The 24623-nt window shown below is 62.9% G+C and carries 15 protein-coding genes; 11 read left to right on the top strand and 4 right to left on the bottom strand.

Features of this window, described 5'->3' with window-relative positions; translation table 11 throughout:
• Positions 1 to 24: 24 nt before the first annotated feature.
• Positions 25 to 3129, bottom strand: a complete 3105-nt coding sequence (locus E6P07_RS07585; RefSeq protein ID WP_153975047.1) for a BPTD_3080 family restriction endonuclease — start codon at positions 3127 to 3129, stop codon at positions 25 to 27.
• Between the two features lie 3 nt (positions 3130 to 3132).
• Entirely contained in the window at positions 3133 to 6192 is a 3060-nt protein-coding gene (locus E6P07_RS07580; RefSeq protein ID WP_153975046.1) for a site-specific DNA-methyltransferase, read from the bottom strand.
• A 480-nt stretch (positions 6193 to 6672) separates the two neighbouring features.
• On the opposite strand from E6P07_RS07580, the gene E6P07_RS07575 reads away from it, so the two are divergent.
• The 9 genes from E6P07_RS07575 to E6P07_RS07540 all read left to right on the top strand — a co-directional run bounded on the left by E6P07_RS07575 (position 6673) and on the right by E6P07_RS07540 (position 18257).
• Complete coding sequence (locus E6P07_RS07575) at positions 6673 to 7548, top strand: RnfABCDGE type electron transport complex subunit B (protein WP_153975045.1); 876 nt, start codon at positions 6673 to 6675, stop codon at positions 7546 to 7548.
• 139 nt (positions 7549 to 7687) lie between these two features.
• Positions 7688 to 12610 (top strand): 2-oxoacid:acceptor oxidoreductase family protein, encoded by a 4923-nt coding sequence (locus E6P07_RS07570; RefSeq protein WP_153975044.1) that lies wholly within the window; start codon positions 7688 to 7690, stop codon positions 12608 to 12610.
• Between the two features lie 77 nt (positions 12611 to 12687).
• Complete coding sequence (gene rsxC / locus E6P07_RS07565) at positions 12688 to 14067, top strand: electron transport complex subunit RsxC (protein WP_153976176.1); 1380 nt, start codon at positions 12688 to 12690, stop codon at positions 14065 to 14067.
• A 25-nt stretch (positions 14068 to 14092) separates the two neighbouring features.
• Positions 14093 to 15121, top strand: a complete 1029-nt coding sequence (locus E6P07_RS07560; protein WP_153975043.1) for an RnfABCDGE type electron transport complex subunit D — start codon at positions 14093 to 14095, stop codon at positions 15119 to 15121.
• Positions 15122 to 15155: 34 nt separating this feature from the next.
• On the top strand, positions 15156 to 15836 hold the full coding sequence (locus tag E6P07_RS07555) for an RnfABCDGE type electron transport complex subunit G (RefSeq protein WP_153975042.1): 681 nt from the start codon (positions 15156 to 15158) through the stop codon (positions 15834 to 15836).
• 16 nt (positions 15837 to 15852) lie between these two features.
• Entirely contained in the window at positions 15853 to 16554 is a 702-nt protein-coding gene (gene rsxE / locus E6P07_RS07550) for an electron transport complex subunit RsxE (RefSeq protein WP_153975041.1), read from the top strand.
• Positions 16544 to 17134 carry an electron transport complex protein RnfA gene (locus E6P07_RS07545; RefSeq protein WP_153975040.1) on the top strand — a complete coding sequence of 197 codons (591 nt, stop codon included), beginning with the start codon at positions 16544 to 16546 and terminating at the stop codon, positions 17132 to 17134. Before rsxE ends, E6P07_RS07545 begins: the two co-directional genes overlap by 11 nt.
• A complete protein-coding gene (locus E6P07_RS13645; RefSeq protein WP_170286792.1) occupies positions 17127 to 17303 on the top strand; it encodes a hypothetical protein in 177 nt (58 codons plus the stop codon). Before E6P07_RS07545 ends, E6P07_RS13645 begins: the two co-directional genes overlap by 8 nt.
• 90 nt (positions 17304 to 17393) lie before the next feature.
• The gene (locus E6P07_RS07540) at positions 17394 to 18257 is read left to right on the top strand and encodes a ferredoxin reductase domain-containing protein (RefSeq protein WP_153975039.1); all 864 of its coding nucleotides are present in this window, start codon (positions 17394 to 17396) and stop codon (positions 18255 to 18257) included.
• 32 nt (positions 18258 to 18289) lie between these two features.
• Here E6P07_RS07540 and E6P07_RS07535 read toward each other — a convergent pair whose 3' ends face one another.
• Positions 18290 to 18688 (bottom strand): type IV pilin protein, encoded by a 399-nt coding sequence (locus E6P07_RS07535; RefSeq protein WP_153975038.1) that lies wholly within the window; start codon positions 18686 to 18688, stop codon positions 18290 to 18292.
• 86 nt (positions 18689 to 18774) lie between these two features.
• Here E6P07_RS07535 and tnpA point away from each other — a divergent pair, with 86 nt between their 5' ends.
• On the top strand, positions 18775 to 19188 hold the full coding sequence (gene tnpA / locus E6P07_RS07530) for an IS200/IS605 family transposase (protein WP_153975037.1): 414 nt from the start codon (positions 18775 to 18777) through the stop codon (positions 19186 to 19188).
• A gap of 3 nt (positions 19189 to 19191) precedes the next feature.
• Entirely contained in the window at positions 19192 to 20337 is a 1146-nt protein-coding gene (locus tag E6P07_RS07525; protein ID WP_153975036.1) for an RNA-guided endonuclease InsQ/TnpB family protein, read from the top strand.
• 33 nt (positions 20338 to 20370) lie between these two features.
• Here E6P07_RS07525 and E6P07_RS07520 read toward each other — a convergent pair whose 3' ends face one another.
• The gene (locus E6P07_RS07520; RefSeq protein ID WP_246172780.1) at positions 20371 to 24615 is read right to left on the bottom strand and encodes a pilus assembly protein; all 4245 of its coding nucleotides are present in this window, start codon (positions 24613 to 24615) and stop codon (positions 20371 to 20373) included.
• Positions 24616 to 24623: the final 8 nt, after the last annotated feature.

Below are 24623 nucleotides of genomic sequence, written 5' to 3'. Positions count from 1 at the left end.
GCCCTGATTCGCGCCGGGGCACGTTTACTGCTGCGGCGTGGCGAGGCGCTGGAGTTCGCTAACCAGCAGGTCCGGGTCCTTGCAAACATGGAAGGCCCAGCGCCCCAACTGTCCCCAGTTGTTTGCCGCTGACACCCAGCGCTTGGCGGCGTCGTGCTTGGCATGGTCCTGGTTGTCGGCGTAGCCCTTGATTTCCAACAGCAGGGTCACGCCATTCTTGAGCCGCACGACGAAGTCCGGAAAGTAGGTTTTCTGGTTGCCCAGGTATTCGTAGGGAATGCCCAGTTCCAGGTGGTCGTTGCGGGCGTAGCAAAACACGGTCTCCCTGGCGCTCTCCAGTTGGAACACCGCCTTACCTTCCCAGGAAGCATTGTCCTTCACCACTTGGTTGATATGACTGCGCTCGGTGGCCACAGTCGGGCGGGTGGTCTTGAAGTTCACTTCCGCTGTGGAACCAATGGGCTTGTAGCGATTGAGGCGGGGCATCAGCGGCGGCTCGCCGCTTTCAGTGTCTGGCTCGATGGCGTCCACCAGGCGCGAGACGATGCGCTTGACATAGGTTTCCAGCCCAAGCTCGCAAGGGTTACAGCCCCGGAAATCCACCTTCTGCCGCACGTAGGCGTCCACCAGACGATAGACCTGGGGGAACAGCTGATGGCGTGCCACCAGTCGCTTCTTGGCTTCGCTGACGCTGACACCGGGTATGCCCTCGGTGAGTGCCGTCGTCACCAGGCGGGCGATCTCGAACTGGATCGTTTGCAAGTGGGTGGAGCGGTAATACGCCTCCCGGTCCTGCAACTCGGTAGCGAAACCGCCGCCCATGCCCGGGTGCCCACTGCCGTAGCCCACCTGGGGCTTCACGAAGACCGCCGTGGGATTGTTGGACAGTTCCAGGGTCAGGGGCTCCATGCTCGCCACGTCCGCCCGGATGGTGTTCTTCTTCAAGCCGAAGACATAGCCCTCGATGTTCGGGAACTTGATTTCGAAGCCTGCCCGTTCTGGCAGCGCCCGGACATGTTGCTTGGGCTTGTCTTCAGGCGCTGGTTCCTGGGTGGTGCGACCCTTGAAGGGAATGATCGAGAAGGGCACACCGTACACATCCACATATTCTTCCGTGAACAGCCCCGTTTCCGGGTCCAGGGTGTAGTCCATGCGGCGCAATCCCCGCCCGACAACCTGCTCACATAGGAGCTGGCTACCGAATGCCCGCAGCCCGAAAATGTGGGTCACGTTGTTGGCGTCCCAGCCCTCGGACAGCATTTGCACGCTCACCACGCAACGCACCTGCTCGCCGGGCTTGCCGACCTTGCCCACGGTGTCCACGATCTCCCGCAACACCTCGGCGGCATCCCGCTTGGTACCGCTGGCAGTGCCGGATTCCGCCTCCGCCAACAGCTTGGAGTCGATGCGCAGGGTGGGTTTGCTGTCCTGAGTGTTGCTGAATAGCTCCGGGAACAGCTTGCCGGTGCCATAGGTGGTGCGGGTCTTGGCTCTCTTCTTGGACTTCTTGCCAGCGGCTTCCTCATCTTCGTCCTCGAAGTCCTCGGCACCGACCGCCTCGACGGTCTCCTCGCCCGATATCTGTTTGTAGAACAACTCGGCAATCTGGGTGTTGTCCGCCACGACGATCATGACCGGCGGCACCTTGTCCTGGCGGTTGTCCGCATTCTGGACATACTCGAACCGCTCCTTGTATTGGCTTGCCAGGGTGGTCAGCGCGTCCTCGGCATACTTCCAGGCGGTTTCTGGGCTGGGCTTGCCACGGGTGAGGCGGTCGCCGTTCCTCTTGGCTTCCGCCACCACCCATTCCCACAACTTGAAGTATTTGGGGTCGGGTCTGCCGGTGGTGTCGGAGACTGGCAGGCGGGGGATTTTCACGATGCCGGACTCGATGGCGTCCACCAGCCCGAAGTCGGACACCAGCCAGGGGAAGGGCGAGCCCTCAACATAGCCGCTGCCCGCCAGATAGAACGGCGTGGCGGACAGGTCCACGCAGAAGGCGACACCGCAGGCTTGGTTGAGCCTGTCCAAACCGGATACCCAAACCGTCGCCTCCTCCCGTTCCGCCTTTTCCTTGGCGGTCAGGTCCTCGTCCTCACCCACGGGGCGGGGTCGATAGGCATGGTGGGCTTCGTCGTTCAGCACCATGATCGGCGCCCGCTCGTAGAGGTCGCCCAGCACCCGGCGGGCGAAAGCCTCCGGGCTTTCCTCGCCCTTGTTCACCACGGCATAGCTCTTGCCGCCCTCGGCGTGCTCGGACTCGGGGGCAAACTTGTGCCAGTTGGTGATCAACACCTTGCCCTTGCGCAGTTCGGGCAGAAGCTGGGACGGCACGAGGTCGAACCGCTCGTAATAGTTGTCCTCCCGCTCCGGGCGTAGCACTTGCAGCCGCTCGTAAATGGTCAGGTTGGGGCAGACCACCAGGGCGGCATTCGGGAAGCGGCTGTCCCCGGACACGCGTCCCCGATTGCAGAACGCCCAGGCAATGAGCATTGCCATGACCACGGTCTTGCCCGAGCCGGTCGCCATTTTGCAGCCATAGCGGGTCAAGGGCGGCAAGCCCGCTTCGTTTGGCAGGTCCACCAGGGTGGGCGGCACCACGCCTTCCACGGAGGTGATGAAGGAAGGTTGCTCGCCCAGCCGCAGCTTCTGGTAGTCCTCACTGAACAGCTTGGTGTTCCAGCGCGGACGCTTGCCGGAGCCCAGGATTTCGGTCAGGTAAACGATGGTTTCCACCGCCTCCCGCTGGCAGAAGAACAGGCGCCGGGGACGGTCTTCCCGCGCCCAATGGTGCAACAGTTGCTTGGTGATACTGGTGGCGCCTTCATACTTGGCATTGCGCCAGCGCTCCACATCATCCCGCAGGAGATTCACCAGGGGAATGTCATCCCGCTGCTCTTCCGTGAAACCCGCCAGGGACAGCTGCGCCGAGCCGGTGCGCTTACTTTTGTACCAATAGCCCGCCGGGCGCCGTCCTACTTCCAGTCGAGCAGTGCCATCGTTGTCATAGACCCAGTGCTTGTCCGGCGCCTGGTAGGGGTTGCACAGGATGGGCTTGCTGACGGGTTGGACCGGAATGTCCAGCTCGTCCTGGGCGGCGTCCTTACCAGGACCGCTCTTCCTCGCCATGGCTCAATACCCCTCGCCCAGCCGGTGCACACGCATGACCTCGTTGCCCCGTGGGTCGATGACCTTCACCGCCGCCCGCTTGTGCTTGCCCACCGGGAAGGGCAGGGATACGGTGCCGCTCAGGCGGTCGAAGGCGGATTCGTCTATGACCCCCTTCAATGCCTTGGCGAGTTTTCCCCAGGCGGACTTGTCCGGAAAAAACGCCTGGGTGATGCAGAAGGTGCGTCCGTCGTAATCGCTGTCCACGAACCATGCCGCCACCTTGTCCACACGGGTGGCGGTAATGGTGTTCTCCACCGGGTTGTAAATGTCCACGCCTTCCAGGGCAATGCGGAACATCCCCTCGCCCGCGGCTTGCAGGGTCGTGCGGGGGCTGCCGAACACCGTGAACAACTGGCTGTTGGCGGTCTCTTTCAACAAGCCGTCCATCTGCACATCCGGGCGAATGTGCGCTAGGTGACAGCGCACCCGCGGGTTGGGGTCGTCCTGGATGATCGCCTGGGCGGCGCCGTCGAAGGCAAAGCCGGCGAACACCAGGTTTTCGAAGCCCCGGCGGCTGGCGTAGGCGAGGGCGTTTTCCACCTGGTAGGCGGTCACGGGTCCGAACTCGGGACCCACGGAAACCGCCACCGACTGGGGCTTGCCGTCGCCGTTGACCCATTCTCCCTCGGCATGCAGAAACTCGTCCGCCACGGCTTCCAGGCGGGTGAAAGACATTTTCTTGTTGTTGGGGAACTGCACGCCGTCTGCTTTCAGCAGACGCAGCATTTTGTCCAGGAAGGCCTCGGCGTTCTGCGGCGCGTCGGCCACATCGAAGCCATCCAAATCGCCGCCTACGCCCTCGATGGGCGAAGTTTCGTCCAGCCCCAGCTCGGCGGGCATCACCGCTTCCATCGTGAACGGACCGGAAACACGCACCACGTTCTTCCTCACGCGCGGCTTGTCGACGAGTTCCTCGTTCTCCGCATTGGCGGCAATCGCCGCATTCACCTCGTCCATCTTCGCCCGCCAGGCGGCACGGTAGTCGAGGAGTGCCACCTGCAACTCCTTCGGCCAGTCTGGATCGGTATCGAAGGGTACCTCCCACTCATACCAGCCGACGAAGTCCATCGGCACGGTGGTGTAGTTCGCGCCTGCGCGGTTGGCCGGCGGCAGCAGCCAGCGGCGGCGGTCGGCCTCGGTGATCGCCTTCTTGCCCTCGGCCTTCTGCTTGGCGGCGAGCTTGGCTTTGAGTTTGTGGCGCAGTTCCGGCTTGACCTGGGCGAGGGCGGCATTCAGCGCTGCGAGCCTCTCATCCAGGATGGCTTGGTGCTTCTCGAAGATCGGGTCCAAGGCGGCGTTCTGGGCAATGGATTTGAGCGTGATATGCGGAACCGTCTCGCAGTCCAGGGTCGCCGGACCTGCGATTTCTTCGCTTTTCAGCCAGGGACCGGTGGGGTTGCGGCGGGCGTCGGCGTCGTTGAGCGGGCGCAATTCGTAGTAGTCGAACTTCGCCGTCATCAGCCGCTGGCGGGCGAGCGCCAGCGCCACGCGGGAAGTGTCGATGGTGATCCAGCGCCGGCCCCACTGCTCGGCCACATAGGCCGTGGTGCCGGAACCGCAAGTTGGGTCGAGCACCAGGTCGCCGGGGTCGGTGGTCATCAGGAGGCAGCGCTGGATGTCAAGCGTATTTGTCTGAACCACATAAATTTTGCTCTCGCCCTTGAGAAATCCACCCGCCGCAGTATCATCCCAGGAATTCGGGATTGCGCGTACTAGGTAGTCGACCAGAAAACGTCGATAAAAAACGTTCTGACCCTTGATCTGCAATCGGCCAGCTGCGGCAAGGTTTTTCATGCCGCTTTCGGTTGTTGACCAGTGGCGGCCTGCATTTGGCGCAAAAGTCTGTCCGCCGTATTCAAACTGGAAAGCGCCGCTTTCCGTGTAGCCTTGTGAGGTAAGGTCAGCGAGAGCGTACTTCTTGCCCTGTAGCTTCTCTTCCGGCGTCCAACGCTCCACCTCAGTCAACTGGCGGCACGCACCCTCGGACTCAATCCAGTCGTAGTTACTCTCTGTTTCAAGGGGCCGATGCACGAATAATTGCCGGTACTTCGCTCGCGACTTATCTTTTGCATACCAGAGAGCATAGTCGGAGATGTTGTCCAGCAGCCCCCCCGCTCGTGCCGCCGTGGTGCGAAACGCGATTTGACTCACAAAATTCCCCGCCCCAAACACCTCATCCATCACCATCCGCACCCGATGCAGGTTCTCGTCCGAGATCTGCACGAAGATGCTGCCGCTGTCGGCCAGCAGCTCCTTCGCCACCATCAGCCGGTCGCGTAGGTAGGCGAGATACGAGTGCACGCCCAGCGTCCAGGTGTCGCGGTAGGCCTTCACCATTTCCGGCTCGCGCGTGAGGTCGGACTCCTTGTCCTTCACATCCCGCTTGCCCACCTCGGGCTGGAAGTTGGAGGCAAACTTGATGCCGTAGGGCGGGTCGATGTAGATCATCTGCACCTTGCCCGCCAGGTCTTCCCGCCGGGCGAGGGACGTCATGACTTGCAGGCTATCGCCCAGGATCATGCGGTTCGCCCAGTCCACCTCGTGCTGATAGAACTGCACCGCCTCCCGGTAGTCCTGCTGGGGGTCGGCGAACAGGTCCCGTTGCACGTCCTGGCGGGACGCCACCCTCAAGATGGCTTGGGTGGAAATGCGCTCGTGGATGTGCAGCGCCACCGGCTCCACCGCAAAGCCCTTCGCCTCCCGCTTGCCCGCCCACTCCAGCCAGGGCTCGAAGCGTTTGAGGGCTGCCGCCAGTTGCGCCACCTCTTCAGCGTTGAGGGGGCGCTGCCGCGCGGCTTGCAGCAGTTCCGGCAGGGCATCCGCCTTGCCGCTGGCGTCGAAACGCAGCACCGGCGGCAGGTGGGGGTTGTATTCGTAGCGAATGCGAGGGGCTTGCTGGACCTTGCCCTGGGCTGCCAGACCGGCGGGGGGATTGTTCTTGCGCTTGGCGTCGAAGCGGTAGTCTGCGACGGCAAGGTCTGTGTCGGTGGTTGGGGTGTCGCTTTTCTTGCGGCGTGCCATTTTTCGCCTTTCCCGCTTAAATGAGGGTGTTTACACATAAATTACAGTATTCGGCCTTACCCCAGGCAAGGGAAGCGCTGATTACATCGGGGCTTCCCGTCCGGGGCAGGGGACCACGGCGCGAATCAGGGCTTAATGCCTTGGATGCGCCCGCCCGTTCGGGCCTGGACCGCGACGAGGCAAGCTGAATCAAGTCCAGGGTTCTAGCCTGTTCCGCCCCCACCACCCATCCGCCTCCGGCGTCCCGTCCTGTGATGAATCACCGCCTTCACCTGCAATATTTTGCAATACTAACGATTTACATAATTTGTAAATTCAATAAACCTTGACCACTTAAACTCTCCGCACTTCAGGCTGGCGGTCTGAGCGCGCCCCCTTGGGGGCACAGGGCCTGACCCCAGACCCCTGCCGCCCGAACCGGGGAAGCGCTGCCCTCCGCGGTGTCGCGCCCCTGAGTGTCTCCACCAGATCGAGCTGTCTATGGCAACCATCCTAACCGCCGTGGGTTTCATGACCACGCTCGGCCTGTTGCTCGCCCTGATGCTCGTCGTCGCCAATCGACGGCTTTATGTGTTTGAGGATCCGCGCATCGATCAGGTCGAGGATCTGCTGCCCAAGGCCAACTGCGGTGCCTGTGGCGAGGCCGGCTGTCGTCCCTTTGCTGAAAAGTTGGTGCGAGGCGAGATCGACCCGGCACGCTGCACCGTCAATGCCAAGTCGATGAATCAGGTCATCGCCGACTTCCTGGGCGTCGAGTTGAGCACGCGCGAGCGCTGGGTGGCGCGTCTGGCCTGCGCAGGTGGCGGCAACGTCGCCTCTCTGCGCGCCAACTACAGCGGACTGCCGTCCTGTCGTGCCGCGGCGCTGGTCTCGGGCGGCGGACGCGGCTGTGCCTGGGGTTGTCTGGGTTTTGGCGACTGCGCGCTGGTGTGCGACTTTGGCGCCATCTACATGAACCACCAGGGCATCCCGGTCGTGATCGAAGACCGCTGCACCGCCTGCGGCGAGTGCGTCACCATCTGCCCCAAGGGTCTGTTCGAGCTGCATCCGGTGAGCCACCGGCTGTGGGTGGCCTGCAAAAACCTAGAGTCCGGCGCCCAGACCGAGCAGGACTGCGAGGTCGCCTGTACCGCCTGCGGGCGCTGCGCCCAGGATTCGCCCGAGGGCCTGATCCGGATCCAGGACAACCTCGCGGTGATCGACTATTCCAAAAATGACCTTGCGTCCAAGGTCGCGATCGAGCGCTGTCCGACCGGCGCCATCGTCTGGATCGAGGCCGATGGAACTGTGGTCAAGGGACGCGACGCGCGCAAGGTGGTGCGCAAGGGGACAAAGGGTACCTTGCCAGCCGTCTGAGGTCACGCGCGGCGGCGGTGGCGCGTCCCTAAACCCGAGTCGGGGCGGTTGCGGTCGGGCGCGTCGACAGCGAATTGATTGCGAGCCGACGACCCGGGTCCGACGGCTCTACTTGAGAGAATCAACACAGAGAAGGCCCATGTTCGGAAAGAAAGACGACAAGCAGTTCAAGTACCCTGGTACCCGGATGGCGCTGGACGGCAACACGGCCGTCATCCTGTGCGAGCGCGAGTCCTCGGATGCCGCCGGCGCCTATCCGATCACGCCGTCCACCCAGATGGGTGAGTACTGGGCCGAGGAGGTGGCCAATGGCCATCTCAATATCTCGGGCCAGCCGCTGATCTTCGTCGAACCGGAGTCCGAGCACGCCGCTGCCGCCGTAACCGCCGGGATGGCGATGACGGGTCTGCGCGCCACCAATTTCTCCTCGGCCCAGGGCGTGGCCTTCATGCACGAATCGCTCTATGCGGCGGCCGGCAAGCGTCTGCCCTATGTGCTCAACATCGGCTCGCGTGCCATCACCAAGGCCAGTCTCAATGTCCACTGCGCCCACGATGACTATCACTGCATCGACGATACGGGTTTCTTCCAGGTGTTTGCCAAGAACGCCCAGGAGGCCGCTGACCTCAATCTGATCGCGCGCAAGATCGCCGAGTTGAGCCTGACCCCAGGCGCCGTGGCCCAGGACGGCTTTTTGACCACCCATCTGATCGAGCCTCTGAGGGTCCCCGAGCGCGCCTTGATCCAGGAATTCCTCGGGCGGCCCGATGACATCATCGCGTCTCCGACCCCCGCCCAGCGTCTGGTCTATGGCCCGACCCGTCGCCGCGTACCCCTGATATGGGACGTGGACGACCCGCTCAGCTCAGGCACGGTGCAGAACCAGGACGCCTATATGCAGGCGGTCGCGGCGCAACGGCCCTATTTCTTCGATCACATCGAGTCGATCGCCGACCATGTGATGGACGAATACTACGGACTTACTGGACGACGCTATGCCCGGGCCTCCGGCTATCGCAGCGAGGATGCCGAGTACCTGATCCTGGGTCAGGGCAGTCTGATCGTCCAGGCCGAGGCGGTGGCCGACTATCTGCGTGACACCCGCAAGCTCAGGGTCGGGGTCATCAATCTGACCATGTTCCGGCCCTTTCCGGGTGAGCTGATCGCCCGATTGGTCCAGGGCAAGAAGGGGGTGGCCATCCTGGAGCGGACCGACCAGCCGCTGGCCGAGGACCTGCCGATCATGTGCGAGGTGCGCGCGGCCCTGGGCAAGGCGCTGGAAAACGGCTTGGTCGGCAGGGGTGAGGCGCTCCCCTATCCAAACTATCCGACCTACAAAGCCGGTGAGATGCCGCGTCTGTATTCAGGCTGCTATGGTCTGGGTTCGCGCGACCTCCAGCCCGAGGGACTGATCGCCGCGGTTGAGAACATGCTGCCCGGCGGCGCGGGTCGTCCCTTCTTCTATCTCTCGATCGATTTTATGCGCGAGCCGGTCGATCCGAAGGATGAGATCCGTCTCCAGCAGCTCAAGGACGCCTATCCGCGCATCGGCGAGCTGGCCCTGCGCGGCAGCGAAAACCCGAACCTCCTGCCCAAGGGGACGATCACGGTGCGCATTCACTCGGTCGGCGGTTGGGGGGCGGTGACCACAGGCAAGAACCTGGCCATGACCCTCTATGACCTGCTGGGTTACGACATCCGCGCCAATCCCAAGTACGGTTCGGAGAAGAAGGGCCAGCCGACCACCTATTTCCTGGCCGCCGCACCCGAGCCGATCCGCTTGAACTGCGAATACACCTATGTCGATGTGGTCCTGAGCCCGGATCCGAACGTCTTCACGCACTCCAACCCGCTTGCGGGCCTGCAGCGCGGTGGGCGCTTCGTCATCCAGTCGAGCCTGGAGAGCGCCGAACAGGTGTGGGCGAGCTTCCCGCCGGCGGCGCGCCGGTTCATCGTCGACAACGAGATCCGCGTCTTCTACCTCGATGGCTTCAAGATCGCGCGCGAGGAGGCCTCCAGCCCCGAGCTGCAATTCCGCATGCAGGGCAATGCCTTCCAGGGCGCCTTCTTTGCCGCCTCGCCCCTGATGGAGCGGGCCGGACTGGACGAGGCCGGTCTGTTCAGGGCCATCGAGGAACAACTGCGCGCCAAGTTCGGGGCCAAGGGCGAGCGTGTGGTGCAGGACAACCTGCGCATCGTGCGCCGCGGCTTCGACGAGATCCGCGAGATCACCGACAAGCCGCTGGCCGCCGCCCCGCTCATGACCCGCAAGACGCCGGGCCTGCCGATCATGCTCAAGTCGCTGCCCGAAGGCGAGGGACGGATCTCTGACATCCATCGCTTCTGGGAGCAAACCGGCGCCTTCTATGCCAGTGGGCGCGGCAGCGACAACCTGGCCGACCCGCACCAGGCGCTGTCCCTGGTGCCGGCCGCCACCGGGGTCTATCGCGACCTGACCCAGATCCGCTTCGAGTACCCGAGGTTCCTGCCCGAGAACTGTACTGGCTGCGGGAGCTGCTTCTCGGTGTGTCCGGACAGCGCCATCCCCGGGTTGGTCAGCAGGGTATCTGACGTCTTTGCCACTGCGATCAACCGCGTCGAGCGCGGGATGCCGACCCAGTATCTGCGTCGCGAGACCCGCCACCTCGAGCGGCGTCTGCGCGACCTGATCGAGTCGGCAGGCGAGGGCGCCGATGTGCTGGCGCTCCTGGATCGGGCCGTGCTGGAGACCCTGGCGGCCTTCAGCGGCGACCCGGAGCAGAAGGCGATCGCCGAGAAAGAGTTTGCCCTGATGCTTGAGGCCCTCGGCGACATTCAGTTCGCCATCACCAAGCCCTACTGGACCAACCGCGAGAAGAAGCAGAAGGGCAGCGGCGGGCTCTTCAGCCTCACCGTCAATCCCTACACCTGCAAGGGCTGCATGGAGTGTGTCGAGGTCTGTGACGACGGCGCGCTCATCGCCGAACCCCAGACCGAGGCGAGTATCCAGCAGCTACGGCATCGCTGGGAGGTATGGCTGGATCTGCCGACCACCGACCCGGACTTCATCCGTATCGAGGATCTGGATGCCAAGATCGGTGCGCTCGAGACCCTGCTCCTGGACAAGACCAACTATCAGTCGCTGATCGCGGGCGACGGCTCCTGCATGGGCTGTGGCGAGAAGACCGCCGTGCATCTGTTCACCGCCACGGTCACCGCCCTGATGCAGCCTCGGGTCAAGCGGCATCTGGCCGAGCTCGAGGATCTCATCCAGCGTCTGGAGACCCACATCCGGCTCAAGCTCGCCTCGGGCATGGATCTCTCGGACCCGGCGACGATCGCCAGGGTGCTCGACGACCACAAGGACAGCGATCTGACCCTCGCTGAGCTCTCGTCCGAGCTGGTGCAGCAGGGTGCCCAGCCGGTCGATCCAGACTGGCTCAAGTGGGTCACCGGGCTGCTCGCCAAGCTGCGCCATCTCAGGGCCCAGTACACCGACAAGCAGCCACGCGCCAATCTGGGCTTCGTCAACGCCACCGGCTGTACCTCGGTGTGGGGGGGGACCTTCCCCTACAACCCCTATCCCTTCCCCTGGTCGAACCACCTGTTCCAGGACTCGCCCTCGGTGGCCCTGGGTCTGTTCGAGGGCCATATGCGCAAGATGGCCGAGGGCTTCAAGGCCATCCGTCAAGCGCGCCTTGAGCTTGAGGGTCGCTTCAACCCGAACGACCCGGCCTGCCAACTGACCTATTTCGGCTGGAAGGACTTCAGCGACGAGGAGTGGTTGCTGTGTCCGCCGGTGGTCGCGGTCGGCGGCGATGGGGCCATGTATGACATCGGCTTCCAGAACCTGTCGCGTGCGCTCATGTCTGGCACCCCGATCAAGATCCTGGTGCTCGATACCCAGAGCTATTCCAACACCGGCGGTCAGTCCTGTACCTCGGGCTTCATCGCCCAGGTGGCCGACATGGCGCCCTATGGCCAGCAATGGAAGGGCAAGACCGAGATCCGCAAGGAGATGGGGCTGATCGGTATGGCCCACCGCTCGGCCTTCGTGCTCTCCAGCTCGATCTCGCACCTGACCCATCTACTGGAAGGCTATATCGATGGACTGAACTCACGGCGTCCGGCCCTGTTCAACGTCTATACCCCCTGTCAACCCGAGCACGGCATCGGTGACGACCGCTCTTACCACCAGGCGCGCCTGGCGGTCGAGTCGCGCGCCTATCCGTTGTTCCGTTTCGATCCGGACGCAGGCACCACCCTGGAGGCATGCTGCTCGATCGAGGGCAACCCGGACATCGATTTAGACTGGATCCGTTGGACGCTCAAGTACACCGACGAGCAGGGCCAGGCAGCCACGCTGGAGGTCCCCCTGACCTTCGTCGACTTCGTCATGACCGAGGGTCGCTTCCGCAAGCACTTCCGCACGGCGCCGCCCGAGACTTGGAACGACACCATGGTCCAGGTGCACGAGTTCCTGGATCTACCCAAGGAGGCACGCGCAGGGTTGCACCCCTATGTTTGGGGCGTGGATGGCAAGAACCGCCTGATGCGGGTGCTCGTCAGTCAGGAGCTGATCCATAGCTGTGAGGAACGGCGTAACTTTTGGACCCAGTTACGTGGGTTGTGTGGCGAGCTCAACAAGGTCGATGTCGAGGCGGTGCGCAACCAGGCCAAGGTCGAGCTGGCCCAGAAGCTTACCGCTAGCCTGCTGGCGCTGGCGGTCGGGGAGGGCGGTCTGGCCGGTTTGACGGGCATGGTACCCGCGAACGGCGGCAATGGCGCGGCGCATCCGGATGCAAACGGTTCGGCCAAGGGCAATGCCGAGGGTTGGGAACCCGTGTGGGTCGAGACCCCCGAGTGCACCGGCTGCAATGAGTGCATCACCATCAATCCCCGGATCTTCAGATACAACGCCGGCCACCGGGTCGAGGTCGCCGACCCCAAGGGTGGACCCTACAAGGACATCGTCAAGGCGGCCGAGAAGTGTGCCGCCGGCTGCATCCATCCGGGGACGCCCTGGAACCCATCCGAGCCTGGTCTCGCCGGGCTCATCAAGCGGGCCGAAAAATACCAGTGACCAGCGGGTGAACCATGAACCATCAAACAGCGATACTGGCGTCCAGCGCTGTGCCCGCTAGCGGGCACCCCAATCTGATGCAGCGGATCGGTCTGGGGTTCAGACGGCTCATCGGGGCTCACAAGACCTTCGCGCACGGCATCTATCCGCTCGAGCACAAAGAGCTTACGGCGCACAAGCCGATCCGCCGTCTGCCCTTTGCCGACGAGTTGATCATTCACTTGCAGCAGCACAAGGGTCGCCCCTCGGTGCCGATCGTCAAGGTCGGACAGGAGGTCGTGCGCGGCGAACCGATTGCAGTGGCCGATCAATTCGTCTCTGTGCCCCTGCATGCCCCAGCGACCGGCGTGATCCGCGCCATCGGGCTGGCGCCGACCGCCGAGGGTCCCAAGGCGCTAGCGCTCTTCCTCAAGGTCTATCCTGCTGCCAGCCAGCAGGTGCTCTATGGCACCGAGCACGATATCGACCACATGAGCGCCCAGGAGATCATCCAGGCGGTCCAGGACGCGGGTCTGGTCGGACTCGGCGGTGGCGCCTTCCCGAGTCACGTCAAGCTGCAGCCGCCGCCCGGGCGAGTGATCCACACCCTGCTGGTCAACGGCTGTGAGTGTGAGCCCTATCTCACCTGCGACCATCGCATCATGCTGGAGCAGACCGAAGCCCTGATCCGGGGGATCCGGATCGCGCTGAAGGCCACGGGCGCCGAACGGGCCATCATCGGGGTCGAGGACAACAAGCTCGATGCCCTGAGCCAGCTGCGGGCGCGGATTCCCACCTCCCTGCCGATCAGGGTCGAGGCGGTCCAGACCAAGTATCCGCAGGGGGCCGAGAAGATGCTCATCACCGCCCTGCTCGGCGTCGAGGTACCGATCGGGGGATTGCCGGCAGATGTCGGGGTAGCCGTGTTCAACGTCGGCACTTTGGCACAGATGGGCGAGCTCGTCCCCAAGGGGCAGGGGCTGATCGAGCGCGTGGTCACGGTCAGCGGGCCGGCGGTCAAGAACCCGGGCAACTTCCTGGTACCGATCGGCACCCCGGTGCGCTTTCTGCTCGATCAGGTCGGAATTAAGGGCGCGCTGGGCGAGGTGATCCTGGGTGGCCCCATGATGGGCATGGCGGTGGCGTCGCTGGATGTGCCGGTGACGAAATCGGTCTCGGGCGTGGTGGCCCTCGAACCACAAGACCCGGCGCTCGCCCAGCGGACGGTCTATCCCTGCATCAAGTGCGGCGAGTGTCTCAGGGCCTGCCCGGTCTCGCTCAATCCCGCGCTGCTCGGTGAGCTGGCGGCGGCGCGCGAGTACGGCATCATGGCCGAGCAGTTCCATCTCGACCAATGCTTCGAGTGCGGTTGCTGCGCCTTCGTCTGCCCGTCCAACATCCCGCTCACCCAGTATTTCCGCATCGCCAAGTCGATCAATCGCGATCGGCGCCAGCGATCACTGACCACTAATCACTGACCACTAATCACTGACCACTAAAAACATGTCTAGAGGCATCGAGATCCGCACCTCACCGCATCTCAAGCGGGTGGTGACGGTCGATCGGATCATGCGCACCGTGGTGCTGGCGCTGCTGCCGATCGCGGCCTTCGCGGTCTGGCAGTTCGGGCTGAGCGCCCTGTTGCTGCTTTCGACCACGACCGGGGTTGCGGTCCTGACCGAGTGGTGGCTCTCTCGTGCCAGCGGTCGGGGCAACACGATCGCCGATTGGTCGGCGGTCATCACCGGACTGCTGCTGGGTCTGACCCTGCCGCCCGGCTTTCCACTGTGGATGGCGGCGGTGGCCGCCTGTATCGGCATCGCGCTCGGCAAGGCGCTGTTCGGCGGCCTGGGCTACAACGTGATGAACCCGGCCTTGGTCGGGCGTGCCTTCGTGCAGGCCGCCTTTCCGGTGGCCATCACCACCTGGACCCCGGCCTTTGCGCCCGGGCGTTTCACCGAGCTCATCCCCTCGACCCTGACCCCACCCTTCATGCAGCCGATCCCGGTCGATGCCTGGGTCGCCGGTCTGAATCTAGATGGCTGGAGCGGGGCCACACCCTTGGCGCTCCAGAAGTTCCAGCATCTCGAGACCCCGATCCTGGACGCCTTCACCGGTATGACCGCCGGCTCGGCGGGCGAGACCTCGGCGCTCTTGATCCTGATCTGTGGTCTGTGGCTGGCCTGGCAGCGGATGCTCGACTGGCGCATCCCGGTCGGCGTCATGGCCGGCGCGGCACTCACCGCCCTGCCGTTCTGGTGGCTCGACCCGAGCCTCTATCCGAGCCCCGGGTTTGTGCTCTGCTCGGGTGGGCTGATGCTGGGCGCCTGGTTCATGGCCAGCGACATGGTGGCCTCGCCGGTGACGGCGACTGGGATGTGGATCTATGGACTCGTCATCGGTGCCCTGACGGTGGTGATCCGGATCTTCGGCGGACTGCCCGAGGGGGTGATGTACGCCATCCTGCTCGGCAATGCCATGGGTCCGCTGATCTCGCGCTGGACCCAGCCGCGCGTCTATGGCGCCAAATAGGTCGGATCAACAAGCCTTTCAGGACGGACAGACGATGCACGTCGAGCTTCAGACCCCACCAGCCCCCACCCCGGTCTGGCCTATGCTGCGCACGCTCGGGACGATCGCCACGATCTCGGGGTTGCTGGTGGTGCTGGCCGATCAGCTCAGCCAACCGATGATCGCTGACAAGCAACGCCTTCTCACCGAGCGGCGGGTATTCCAGATGGTACCGGGGGCCGTCTCCAAGCGCGATTTCGTTGTGACCCCGGAAGGGCGCTTGGAGGCGGCCGACAGCGGTGCGAGCGGTGATCCCGTCTATGCCGCCTACGATGCCGACGGACAACTCAAGGCCGTCGCGATCCTGGGCACTGGCAGCGGCTACGCCGGACCTGTGCAGGTGATGTTTGCCTATGACCCCGGTTGTCAGTGCCTCGTCGGCAGCAAAGTGCTCAAGTCCAACGAGACGCCCGGTTTTGGTGACAAGCTGGACTTCGACCCCGCGTTTCTCAAGAACTTCGAGGCCCTGGACGCGCGTCTGAATGACGAGGGTACGGCCCTGGCCAACGCGATCGTCACCGTCAAGCACGGCACCAAGACCGAGCCGTGGCAGATCGACGCCATCACAGGTGCGACCATCTCCTCGCGGGCGATGGGCAAGGCGGCCAATCAGGCCGCGCAGCGCGCTGCACCGGCGATCCAGCGCGATCTGGCCAAGCTGACGCAACCGAACTGAGCGAGGAGATCGAGACATGGCCGAGGCCAACCAAGATGGCGCCAAGCCGACGGCAAGCACGCCGCTGTTGACGCAGGAAGAGACCCTGACGGCGGACACCTTCATCCGTGGTCTGTGGAAAGAGAATCCGGTGTTCGTGATGCTGCTGGGTATGTGCCCGACGCTCGCGGTCACCAACTCCACCATAAACGCGCTCGGTATGGGGCTATCGACCACCTTTGTGTTGGTCTTCTCCGGCATCCTGGTCTCGCTGCTGCGTCACTGGATCCCCAAGCAGGTGCGCATCGCCAGCTACATCGTCATCATCGCCACCTTCGTGACCCTGGTGGATTACGCGATCCAGGCCATCAGCCTGGAGCTCTATTCCGCGCTCGGTGCCTTCATCCAGCTCATCGTGGTCAACTGCGTGATCCTGGGCCGCGCCGAGTCCTATGCCTCTAAGCAGCGGGTGCTGCCGACCATCGTCAATAGTCTGGGCACGGGCGTTGGTTTCACCCTGGCGCTGCTGGCGCTCGGGACGGTGCGCGAGATCCTGGGGCAGGGCACCTTGCTCGGTATCCCACTCTTTGGACCGGATTTCCAGCCCTGGTTGGTGATGATCCTGCCGCCGGGCGGTTTCTTCGTGCTCGGCGCCTGGCTCTTGCTGTTCAACTGGCGGCGTCTGCGCCTGGAGCGCCGTGCCAAGCAATCGACTGGAGTGCTCGCCGATGCACGCTGAACCCCTGCCGCTGATCTTTCTCAACGCCGCCATCGTCAACAACTTCGTGCTGGCGCTGTTTCTCGGCATCTGTCCCTTCCTCGGCGTCTCGGCCAAGAAGGAGACGGCCTGGAACATGGGTCTGGCGACGATGTTCGTGATGTTGGTCAGCTCGGCCTCGGCCTATGGCATCAACTGGCTCTTGACCCAGCTCGGGTTGGAGTTCTTGCGTCTGATCTGCTACATCGCCGTGATCGCCTCGGCGGTGCAACTGGTCGAGATGTTCGTCAAGAAGACCAGTCCGGCGCTGTTTCGCTCGCTCGGCATCTTCCTGCCACTCATCACCACCAACTGCGCCATCCTGGGTCTGGCCCTGTTCCAGACCGCCAAGGAGTACGATTTCGTGCAGAGCCTGGTCTATGCCCTGGGCGCGGGCGCGGGCTTTACCCTAGCGCTGATGCTGATGGCCGGTCTGCGCGAAAAGCTGGCCCTGGCCCGGGTGCCGGATGTCAGTCAGGGCGCGGCCCTGAGTCTGATGCTGGCCGGGTTGCTGTCGCTGGCCTTCATGGGCTTCGCCGGGCTGGGGGGTGGACATGGTTGAGGTCCTGCTTTCGCCCCTGGTCGTCTTCCTGGTGCTCGCCGGCTGGGTCGGGGTCCAGCAGCTCTATGCCCGCTTTCAGGCCCGGCATCCGCAGCTCGGTCCCTTCCGCGATTCGGGCGGCGGTTGCTCGTGCAGTCAGGGGTCGTGCACCTCCAATCATGTTTGCTGATTCGCACCAAGCTGCTCGGTTGGCGTTCCTCTCGATCACATCAATGTACCCCCTCGCGACCCGTGGTCGCCGAAGTGAAGGAGTGACTGGATGAGTCAACAAGACATCAAATACATCGGCCCCACCGCCCCGGCTGTCATCAAGGCCAGCCAGCGCATCACGCCCGAGACCACCGACGAGGTGCGTCATATCACGCTCGAGGTGCTGGATCCGGCCTTCCAGTTTGTCGAGGGCCAGAGCATCGGGGTCCTGGTGCCGGGACCGCATGAATTTGGCAACGCGATGCACGTGCGTCGCTACTCGATCGCCAATGCACGCAACGTCCCGATCGGCGGCGGGATGCATCTGGATATCCTGGTGCGGCGCTGCTTCTACATTGACGAGGTCAGCGGCGAGCGCTATCCGGGCGTGGCCTCCAATTATCTGTGCGACGCCAAGCCAGGCGACCAGATCACCATCAGCGGTCCTTATCTCAGCCCATTCCGTATGCCGCTCGACAACCGGGCCAACCTGCTCATGATCAGCACCGGTACCGGGGTCGCGCCCTTCCGCGCCTTCGCCCAGCTCATCTACGAGCGGCGCGGTGACTGGAAGGGTCAGGTGCGGCTCTTCTACGGCGGTCACAGCGGTCTGGACCTGATGTATGCCAACGACGAGACGAGCGACCTCGCGAATTACTATGACGAGAAGACCTTCCGTGCCTTTCGCGCCTTAGGCACCCGGCCACTGATGACCTCTTCCCAGGCGCTGGAACAGGGTCTGACCGAGCACGCCGCCGAGGCCTGGCGTCTGATGCGCGAGCCGAACACCTCTGTCTTCCTCGCCGGTCTGAGCAAGATCACCCAGGTGTTCGACCGGGTCATGGCCAGGCAGGCCGGATCCGAGTCCGAATGGAAGGAACTCAAACAGCGGCTGGTCGAAGAGGGGCGCTGGTCGGAGCTGATCTACGACTGAAAGACTGGGGCGGCTTCTCGCCGCCCCGCAGGTTATTTCTTCCAACAGTCGTTGGTGGTGGGGGTCTTGGCGCCTGCCTGATTGATGGTCAGGGGGGTACAGTTGGCATCTCGATCCGCCTGGAGCCCCTGGGCCGTCGCCTGGAGGGTATAGCTGGTGGCGTTCGGGGTGCCCGAGAAGCCAAAGGTATAGTGCCCCTGGAGGTCGGTCTGGCACTGGGTCCCCGCCGGCAGGGTGGCGCCGGCATAGCTCATGTTGGTCGTGTAATAACGCTCCATGAACTGGGCCAGCTCCAGGAGGCAGCCCTGGGCCGTGGCGCGCCGCGACTTGATCACATGCGCCTGATAGGAGGGGTAGGCGATCGCGGCCAGGATGCCGACGATCGCCACCGCGATCATCAGTTCGATCAGGGTAAAGCCTTTGCTCTTCATAGACCCTCCGCAAGGAAACCCGCGACTTGAGTCGCGGGAGGAATGGCGGGTGCGCGAAGCGCGCCATGTGGTGTATAATACACCACATGGTTGACATAGTAACCAACAGGAACTGCGTCTATCAAACGGCATACCATGTGATCTGGTGTCCGAAGTATCGGCATGATATACTAACGGGACTGGTGGCAGAGGAAATGGGGGCGATGCTGGATGCGATTTGCGCGGAGCGCGGCTGGCCGATGATCTCCAAAGAGATTCAGCCCGATCACGTCCACCTGTTTGTCAGCATCCCGCCAGCCCTTGCTGTGGCCGATGCCGTAAAAATCCTGAAAGGGACAACGGCGCGCAAGCTGTTTCAGCGGTTTCCGTGGCTCAAGAACCGCCTTTTGGACGGGCATCTGTGGTCGCCCTCCTACTATGTCGGCACGGCAGGTAACGTCAGCGCCGAGACGATCCGGCGCTACATCGAACGATCCGAACACGTCACCAAGCGGCGATAACCCATGCTGCGCACCGCCTCGATTCGCCTGAATGTTCGCCCGGACCAAGTGGCGGCCTTGGGGGCTCTGCAATCGGCTTATGCCGATGCCTGCAACCGCTTGGTGCCGACGGTGATCGAACATCGCTGCTGGAACCGCGTGGCGCTGCACCAGTTGGCCTATGCCCGGCTGCGCGAGGAAACACCGCTGGGCTCGCAAATGGTCTGCAACGCCATCTTCTCGGTCTGTAAGTCCTACAAGGCGCAAAAGGAACTCGGTCGCATCAAGAAGGACGAGCCCGCACCTGTAGTGCACTTCGACCGCGCCAGTGTCCATTTCGACAAGCGAACGTACTCCATTAAAGGGGAGTGCCTGAGTCTCTACACCCTTTCTGGCCGCATCGCCGTCCCGATGGTGCTTGGAGAGCATCAGCGCCGCATCATGGCCTCGGGCAAGGCCAAAGAAGCCGAGTTGGTTTGTCGCAAGGGTCGCTGGTATTTCAACCTCGTCGTCGAGTCCGACGATGCGGACCCCATTGCATCCAGCCCCGTCATGGGCGTGGATGTCGGAGAAAACAATCTCGCTGCCACCAGCACGGGCAAGGTATGGGGCGGCGGGCAACTGCGCCACAAGCGCAACTGCCACCTTGCCCTTCGTCGTCGTTTGCAGTCCAACGGCAGCCAAAGCGCCAAACAGAAGCTGCGGCAGGTCTCTGGCAAAGAGCGGCGACGTGTGACGCACATCAACCACGAAACGAGCAAAGCGATCGTTGCCGAAGCGCGGCGCATTGGTGCTTCCAAGATCGTGATGGAAGACTTGTGCCATATCCGCGACCGCATCCGGGCTGGCAAGCGCGTGAGAGCGAGACTGCATCGCTGGGCTTTCCGGCAACTTCAGACCTTTGTCGAATACAAGGCCAAGGCTGCCGGAATCGCGGTCGAATACGTCAATCCGGCCTACACCAGCCAGACGTGTTCTTGCTGCGGGGCGTTGGGTCGGCGCGTCAAGCATCGTTTCGTGTGCGACAAGTGTGGTCTCCGGGCGCACGCCGACTGCAACGCCAGTCGAAACCTGGCCCGGATTGGCAGCGGGGCCCCGCTGCCAAGGGCGGCTGTAAACACGCCCAATGTTGGGGATGCGGTCAACCATGTTTGCTGCGTCTTACAATAAAGCCTTCGACTTCAGTCGAGGGTTGTTTACGGCCTACTCCGTCACGATCTCTCGCCAGGATTGACGTCCGACCGTTACACTGCCGCTTGGAGAGTTGATCGAATCGGTTCCACCGCTAGACAGCCCGACGACGATCCGATTGCCCACCAGACTCGGCTCACCGGGCATCCCCTCGCTGATGCCGACCCCCCCGATGAAGACATTGTTCAATTTGTCGTCACTGAAATCGCTATTTTCATTGACATCCATGAGTCCGGCGCTGATCCTCCCGCCGGTGAAGGGGTCGATTTGGTTGATATAGCCGCGCCCACCCGGCTGGCAGGGGTCATCCTCGGGGATGATCGAGCTTGCCATCAGGATCTTGCGGCGCGCGATGGTCTCCAGCTTGGATGAGGTGACGATGCGCTCACCCATCTGGGTGGTAAAGTCGATGTACCAGCCCTTTTTGTCCGTCATGTTGTTGTCCGCCGCGGCGCTGAAGGTCCGCACCGCCCGGTCAGCGAAGGTCCCTTCTTGTTCAATCGAACCTTCTCTGAGTTCGGATCGCCCGGAGATCTGGGCGCCCTCATCGATCAACCCATACCAGCTCTGCGTCTGGGTGTCGGTTGGATCGCCGCTTCGGAAATAGCTTCCGGTCCCAAAGAAGACATAGCGCTTGCCGTAATGGATGCTCCCGGATCTGGTATTGATCGCGATCGTGATCTGGGCCGTGATGGGTTGTGGGTTGTCCGAGGGATCCTTGGCGGTAAAGAAGGGCTGCGGCGTACCCCCGGATTTGAATGCGACATCCCACTGATTGGGATTGGATTTGCTGACATCGAACTTCCAGACGTTGCCCTTGAGGTCGCCGGCATAGATGGCATCGATGTCGCCATCGTCATCCTCGTCCCAGATGCCTGGGCTGGCGAGCCCATTGTCACCGGCGACGCCAGTGTCGATCTTCTTGAGCAGGGCGCCGTCGTTGAGCCTGAAGACAAAGAGCACGGCCTTGCCACTCACTGAGTTGTAACCATTGCCGAGGATCACCGCCCAGTTGCCATCGTTCATCTTGGCGATCACCGGACGCCCGAGCATGAAGCCCAGGTCATTGTTGCCGTTACAGGCCGAGACCGTCCCGCCGGTCACAAAGCACTCCCACTTGACCTGGCCCGTTCCAAAGTTGGCCGGATCTGTGACATCCAGGCCGAATAACCCCTTGCCACCGCGCCCGAGCGTCGCCACCAGATAGTTCGTCCCGTCGGTGAGACTGCGGCTAGAGACGGTAACGTCGCCATCGACGAAGTAGTCATGGCTGTATCCGGGTAAGGCCAGATTCTTAAGGCGCGGGATCACCGCACTCGGGATGTAGGCGAAGAGCTCAGTGCCGGTGGCAGCATTGAACGCATGCAGCATTCCATCGTTGACCCCGATATAGACGGTCGCGGTGTCCTTCACATAGAAGGGCGAAGAGTGCACGATGTCCCCCAGGACGTTATCGAGACGACGGTTGCGGAAGCTGCCCCCATTCCGCTGTTCGTTGGTACGCACCCCGCGCAGATAGTCGAGCAGGGCGCTCGTGTTGTCCAATGCGTTTTTGTCGGCAGTGGAGAGATTGGCCCACAGGAACTCTACCGCGCTCCCACCCGAGCGGGTGAAGATCCGCCGCTGCGCGGGACTGGGGAGACTTGCCGAGGCCCGCCAATTGGGGGTGGTCCCGACGCCTGAGCTCGTGATCGGATAGGCGACCAGATCACCGGACCAATCCCCGCTGCTATAGAGACCCTGGAAGATCTGGGTGTCGCTGCTGATCTGGGTGGAATTGGCAGTGATGTTGCCCGAGCTCCCGGATCGATCCAGGATGTTTTGCAGGGCGCGACTCAGGGTCTCCTTGAGTCGCAACGGGTTATGAACGAGGAAATAGGTATCCGGTACAGCATCGTTGTCGGCATCCCACTCCTGGGTGAGGTCCGGGCGGTTGTTGCCGTTACGGTCGAGGAACCCGCCCCATTTGGCGGCATACCACAGCGGGTCCTTAAGGAGGGTCGCCGTCGAGGCACCCGGGCTAAAGGTGCGCACGCTCTCGGTCTTGGTGCTACAGGCACCGGTCGCACAGGGCAGGGTGTTGCAGTCCGCCGGCGGGGTAGCGACATCGCAATACCCCGGGTCGCGATCTGGTGGGACATTGAGGAAATAGGGGATAGAGACATTTTCGTCCTGGGCCACCAGATAGACGCCGTCTTTGGTGGTCCCTGAGATGATATAGCCGACGTTCTGCTTGATACTGCCGGCTTGATAGGTGGTCTTGACCCTGACCTGCAGGGTGTTGTCGGCCTGGGCGGTGAGTGTGTATTCGGCGATCACGTCCATGTCGTGATCGGCGCCCTGTTCGACGTCCTCGTAGTTGATGCGAAACTTGGCGTAATAGCGCCCGCCGTTGATGGCGGGATTGACATCCCCTGCCCCTGAGTTGGCGATCTCTTCGAGATAGAGATCGACGATCTGGTTGGTCGGCTGAAATTGACCCTTGGCGGCGTTGATACTGGCACCGCCGACCGACTTGGCAAAGGGCACCAGGGTGATGATCTTGCCGTTCGTAAGTCTCGCCTCGAGCCTGGGCAGGGGCGAGGCCAGGGCCACGGCATAGAAATCGACCGACTGCATGCCGGTGAGCGCCGGGCGCAGGTCGCTGCGTTTGCCAAAATAGGCGACCGCGGCCGAGTAATAGCTCCCTTGCTTGGTCGGTTCCTCAGGGGCCAGACCACGGATCTGGGCCAGGGAGGTGACCTCCTTGGCGGTCGGGGCCCGGTCATCGGTAGTACCCGATTGACCGATGAAATGGGGCCCCAGGATCCCGGGTTCATGGGTGGTGATGGTGTTGCACTCGGTGGTGACATTGAGCCCACTGAGGTCCCCGCTGAAACCGCTGTTAAAGTAGCTCCCCGGCACCTGATCCGAGTCGAAAGAGAGATTGATGTCCGAGATGGCCATCAGGCTCGGCTTGGCACAATAATGGGCCCCAGCCGCGCTCCCTGCCGCATAGGGGTCATCCCAGGTCGCGACCGCAAGACCGACCTCGGTATCGGTCGGGGCACCGGAAAGGGGGCTCACGAAGGCCGGGGTCGCGCTCCCCCGGCCGGCGAAATAGCGCAGCCCCTCATAGAGCATCTCGGCCAAGGGGTTGCCCCAGTCGACGAACTGGCCCTCGTTCATGGGGGCAGTGGTGTGCCAACCCCTGCGATAGGCCTTGTCGGTGCGGGTATTGTTGTAATCGCGGATGCGCAGCTTGTTGAAGCTGGTGACGATCGGGCTGGTCGACGTGAACTGACCGGTAGTGGGATTGACCTCGGAGGCAAAGGACGAGACCGCCTTGCGCAACACCCCGCCCGACAGGTTGCGGTTGTAACTGCCGGTCAGGAGACCGAAGAGCATGCTGCCGTCTTCCCCATAGTCATGCAGGAGCCCGACTGGCTTCCAGGAACCATTGGGATATTGCTTGCAGCCGCCGTGAAAGGTGCTGGTGCAGACCTCGACCCGCACGGTGTAATCGGTGCGGGTCCCGCCATGTGAACTGTCGAGCACCGGTCGCTCCTTGGAGGCCCATTCCCACACCCGCTTGCTGCTATTGGTCACCACCGACAACAGGGGGGGGAGGTCGCTGCAGGTATTCAGGGTCGCGCAATCGGTGCCGGCATTGTTGGTGAGGTTGCCGAAGAAGTGGCGTTTTCCCGACTGGGGTTGAGAGAGCGGGGTGTAGTCGCTGATCCTGTAGCCATCCACGGTCTCGTTGGTGTATTCCTTGGCCCAGGAGTGGGCATCCTGGGGGATATAGGCACGGCGCAGGATGGTCTGGGTTGCGGAATCCACCTCGCGCAGACCGCCATAGAGCACCTTGCGCAGGGCATCGATGCGGCTGGTGGTGACATAATTGAGCCAGTTGCCTGACCAGCGCCCGCCCGAGCATTTGCCGTCCGCGGTCGTCGTGCTCGGTGAGAAGAGCCCGCTCGTGCCACTGCCGCTATAGGTGTAGCACAGACTAGAGTCGAACAGCCCGTAATAGGTGATGCTGGGCTTGAAGCGGATATCCAGGGTACCATCGCCGTCGATGTCCGAGGCGTCGTTGTAGGCTTCGTAAAAGAGGCGATGATCCTTGGCGGCGACGAGTAGGGTCAGGGGCGGGGCTGCCGCCCTGGCGCCCAGTGGGACATTGGGGATGGTCACTGCGCCTGCCAGCAGGCTAAGACCCATCAGGGTCGCGCTCGCGATCCCTGAGATCCAATGGCGGAGGCTGAAAGGTGTCATGGTTTTAG

The organism is Thermochromatium tepidum ATCC 43061 (assembly GCF_009664085.1).
GTDB lineage: Bacteria > Pseudomonadota > Gammaproteobacteria > Chromatiales > Chromatiaceae > Thermochromatium > Thermochromatium tepidum.
The sequence above is the reverse complement of the archived record's forward strand: the minus strand, read 5'-3'. Positions and strand labels throughout refer to the sequence as shown.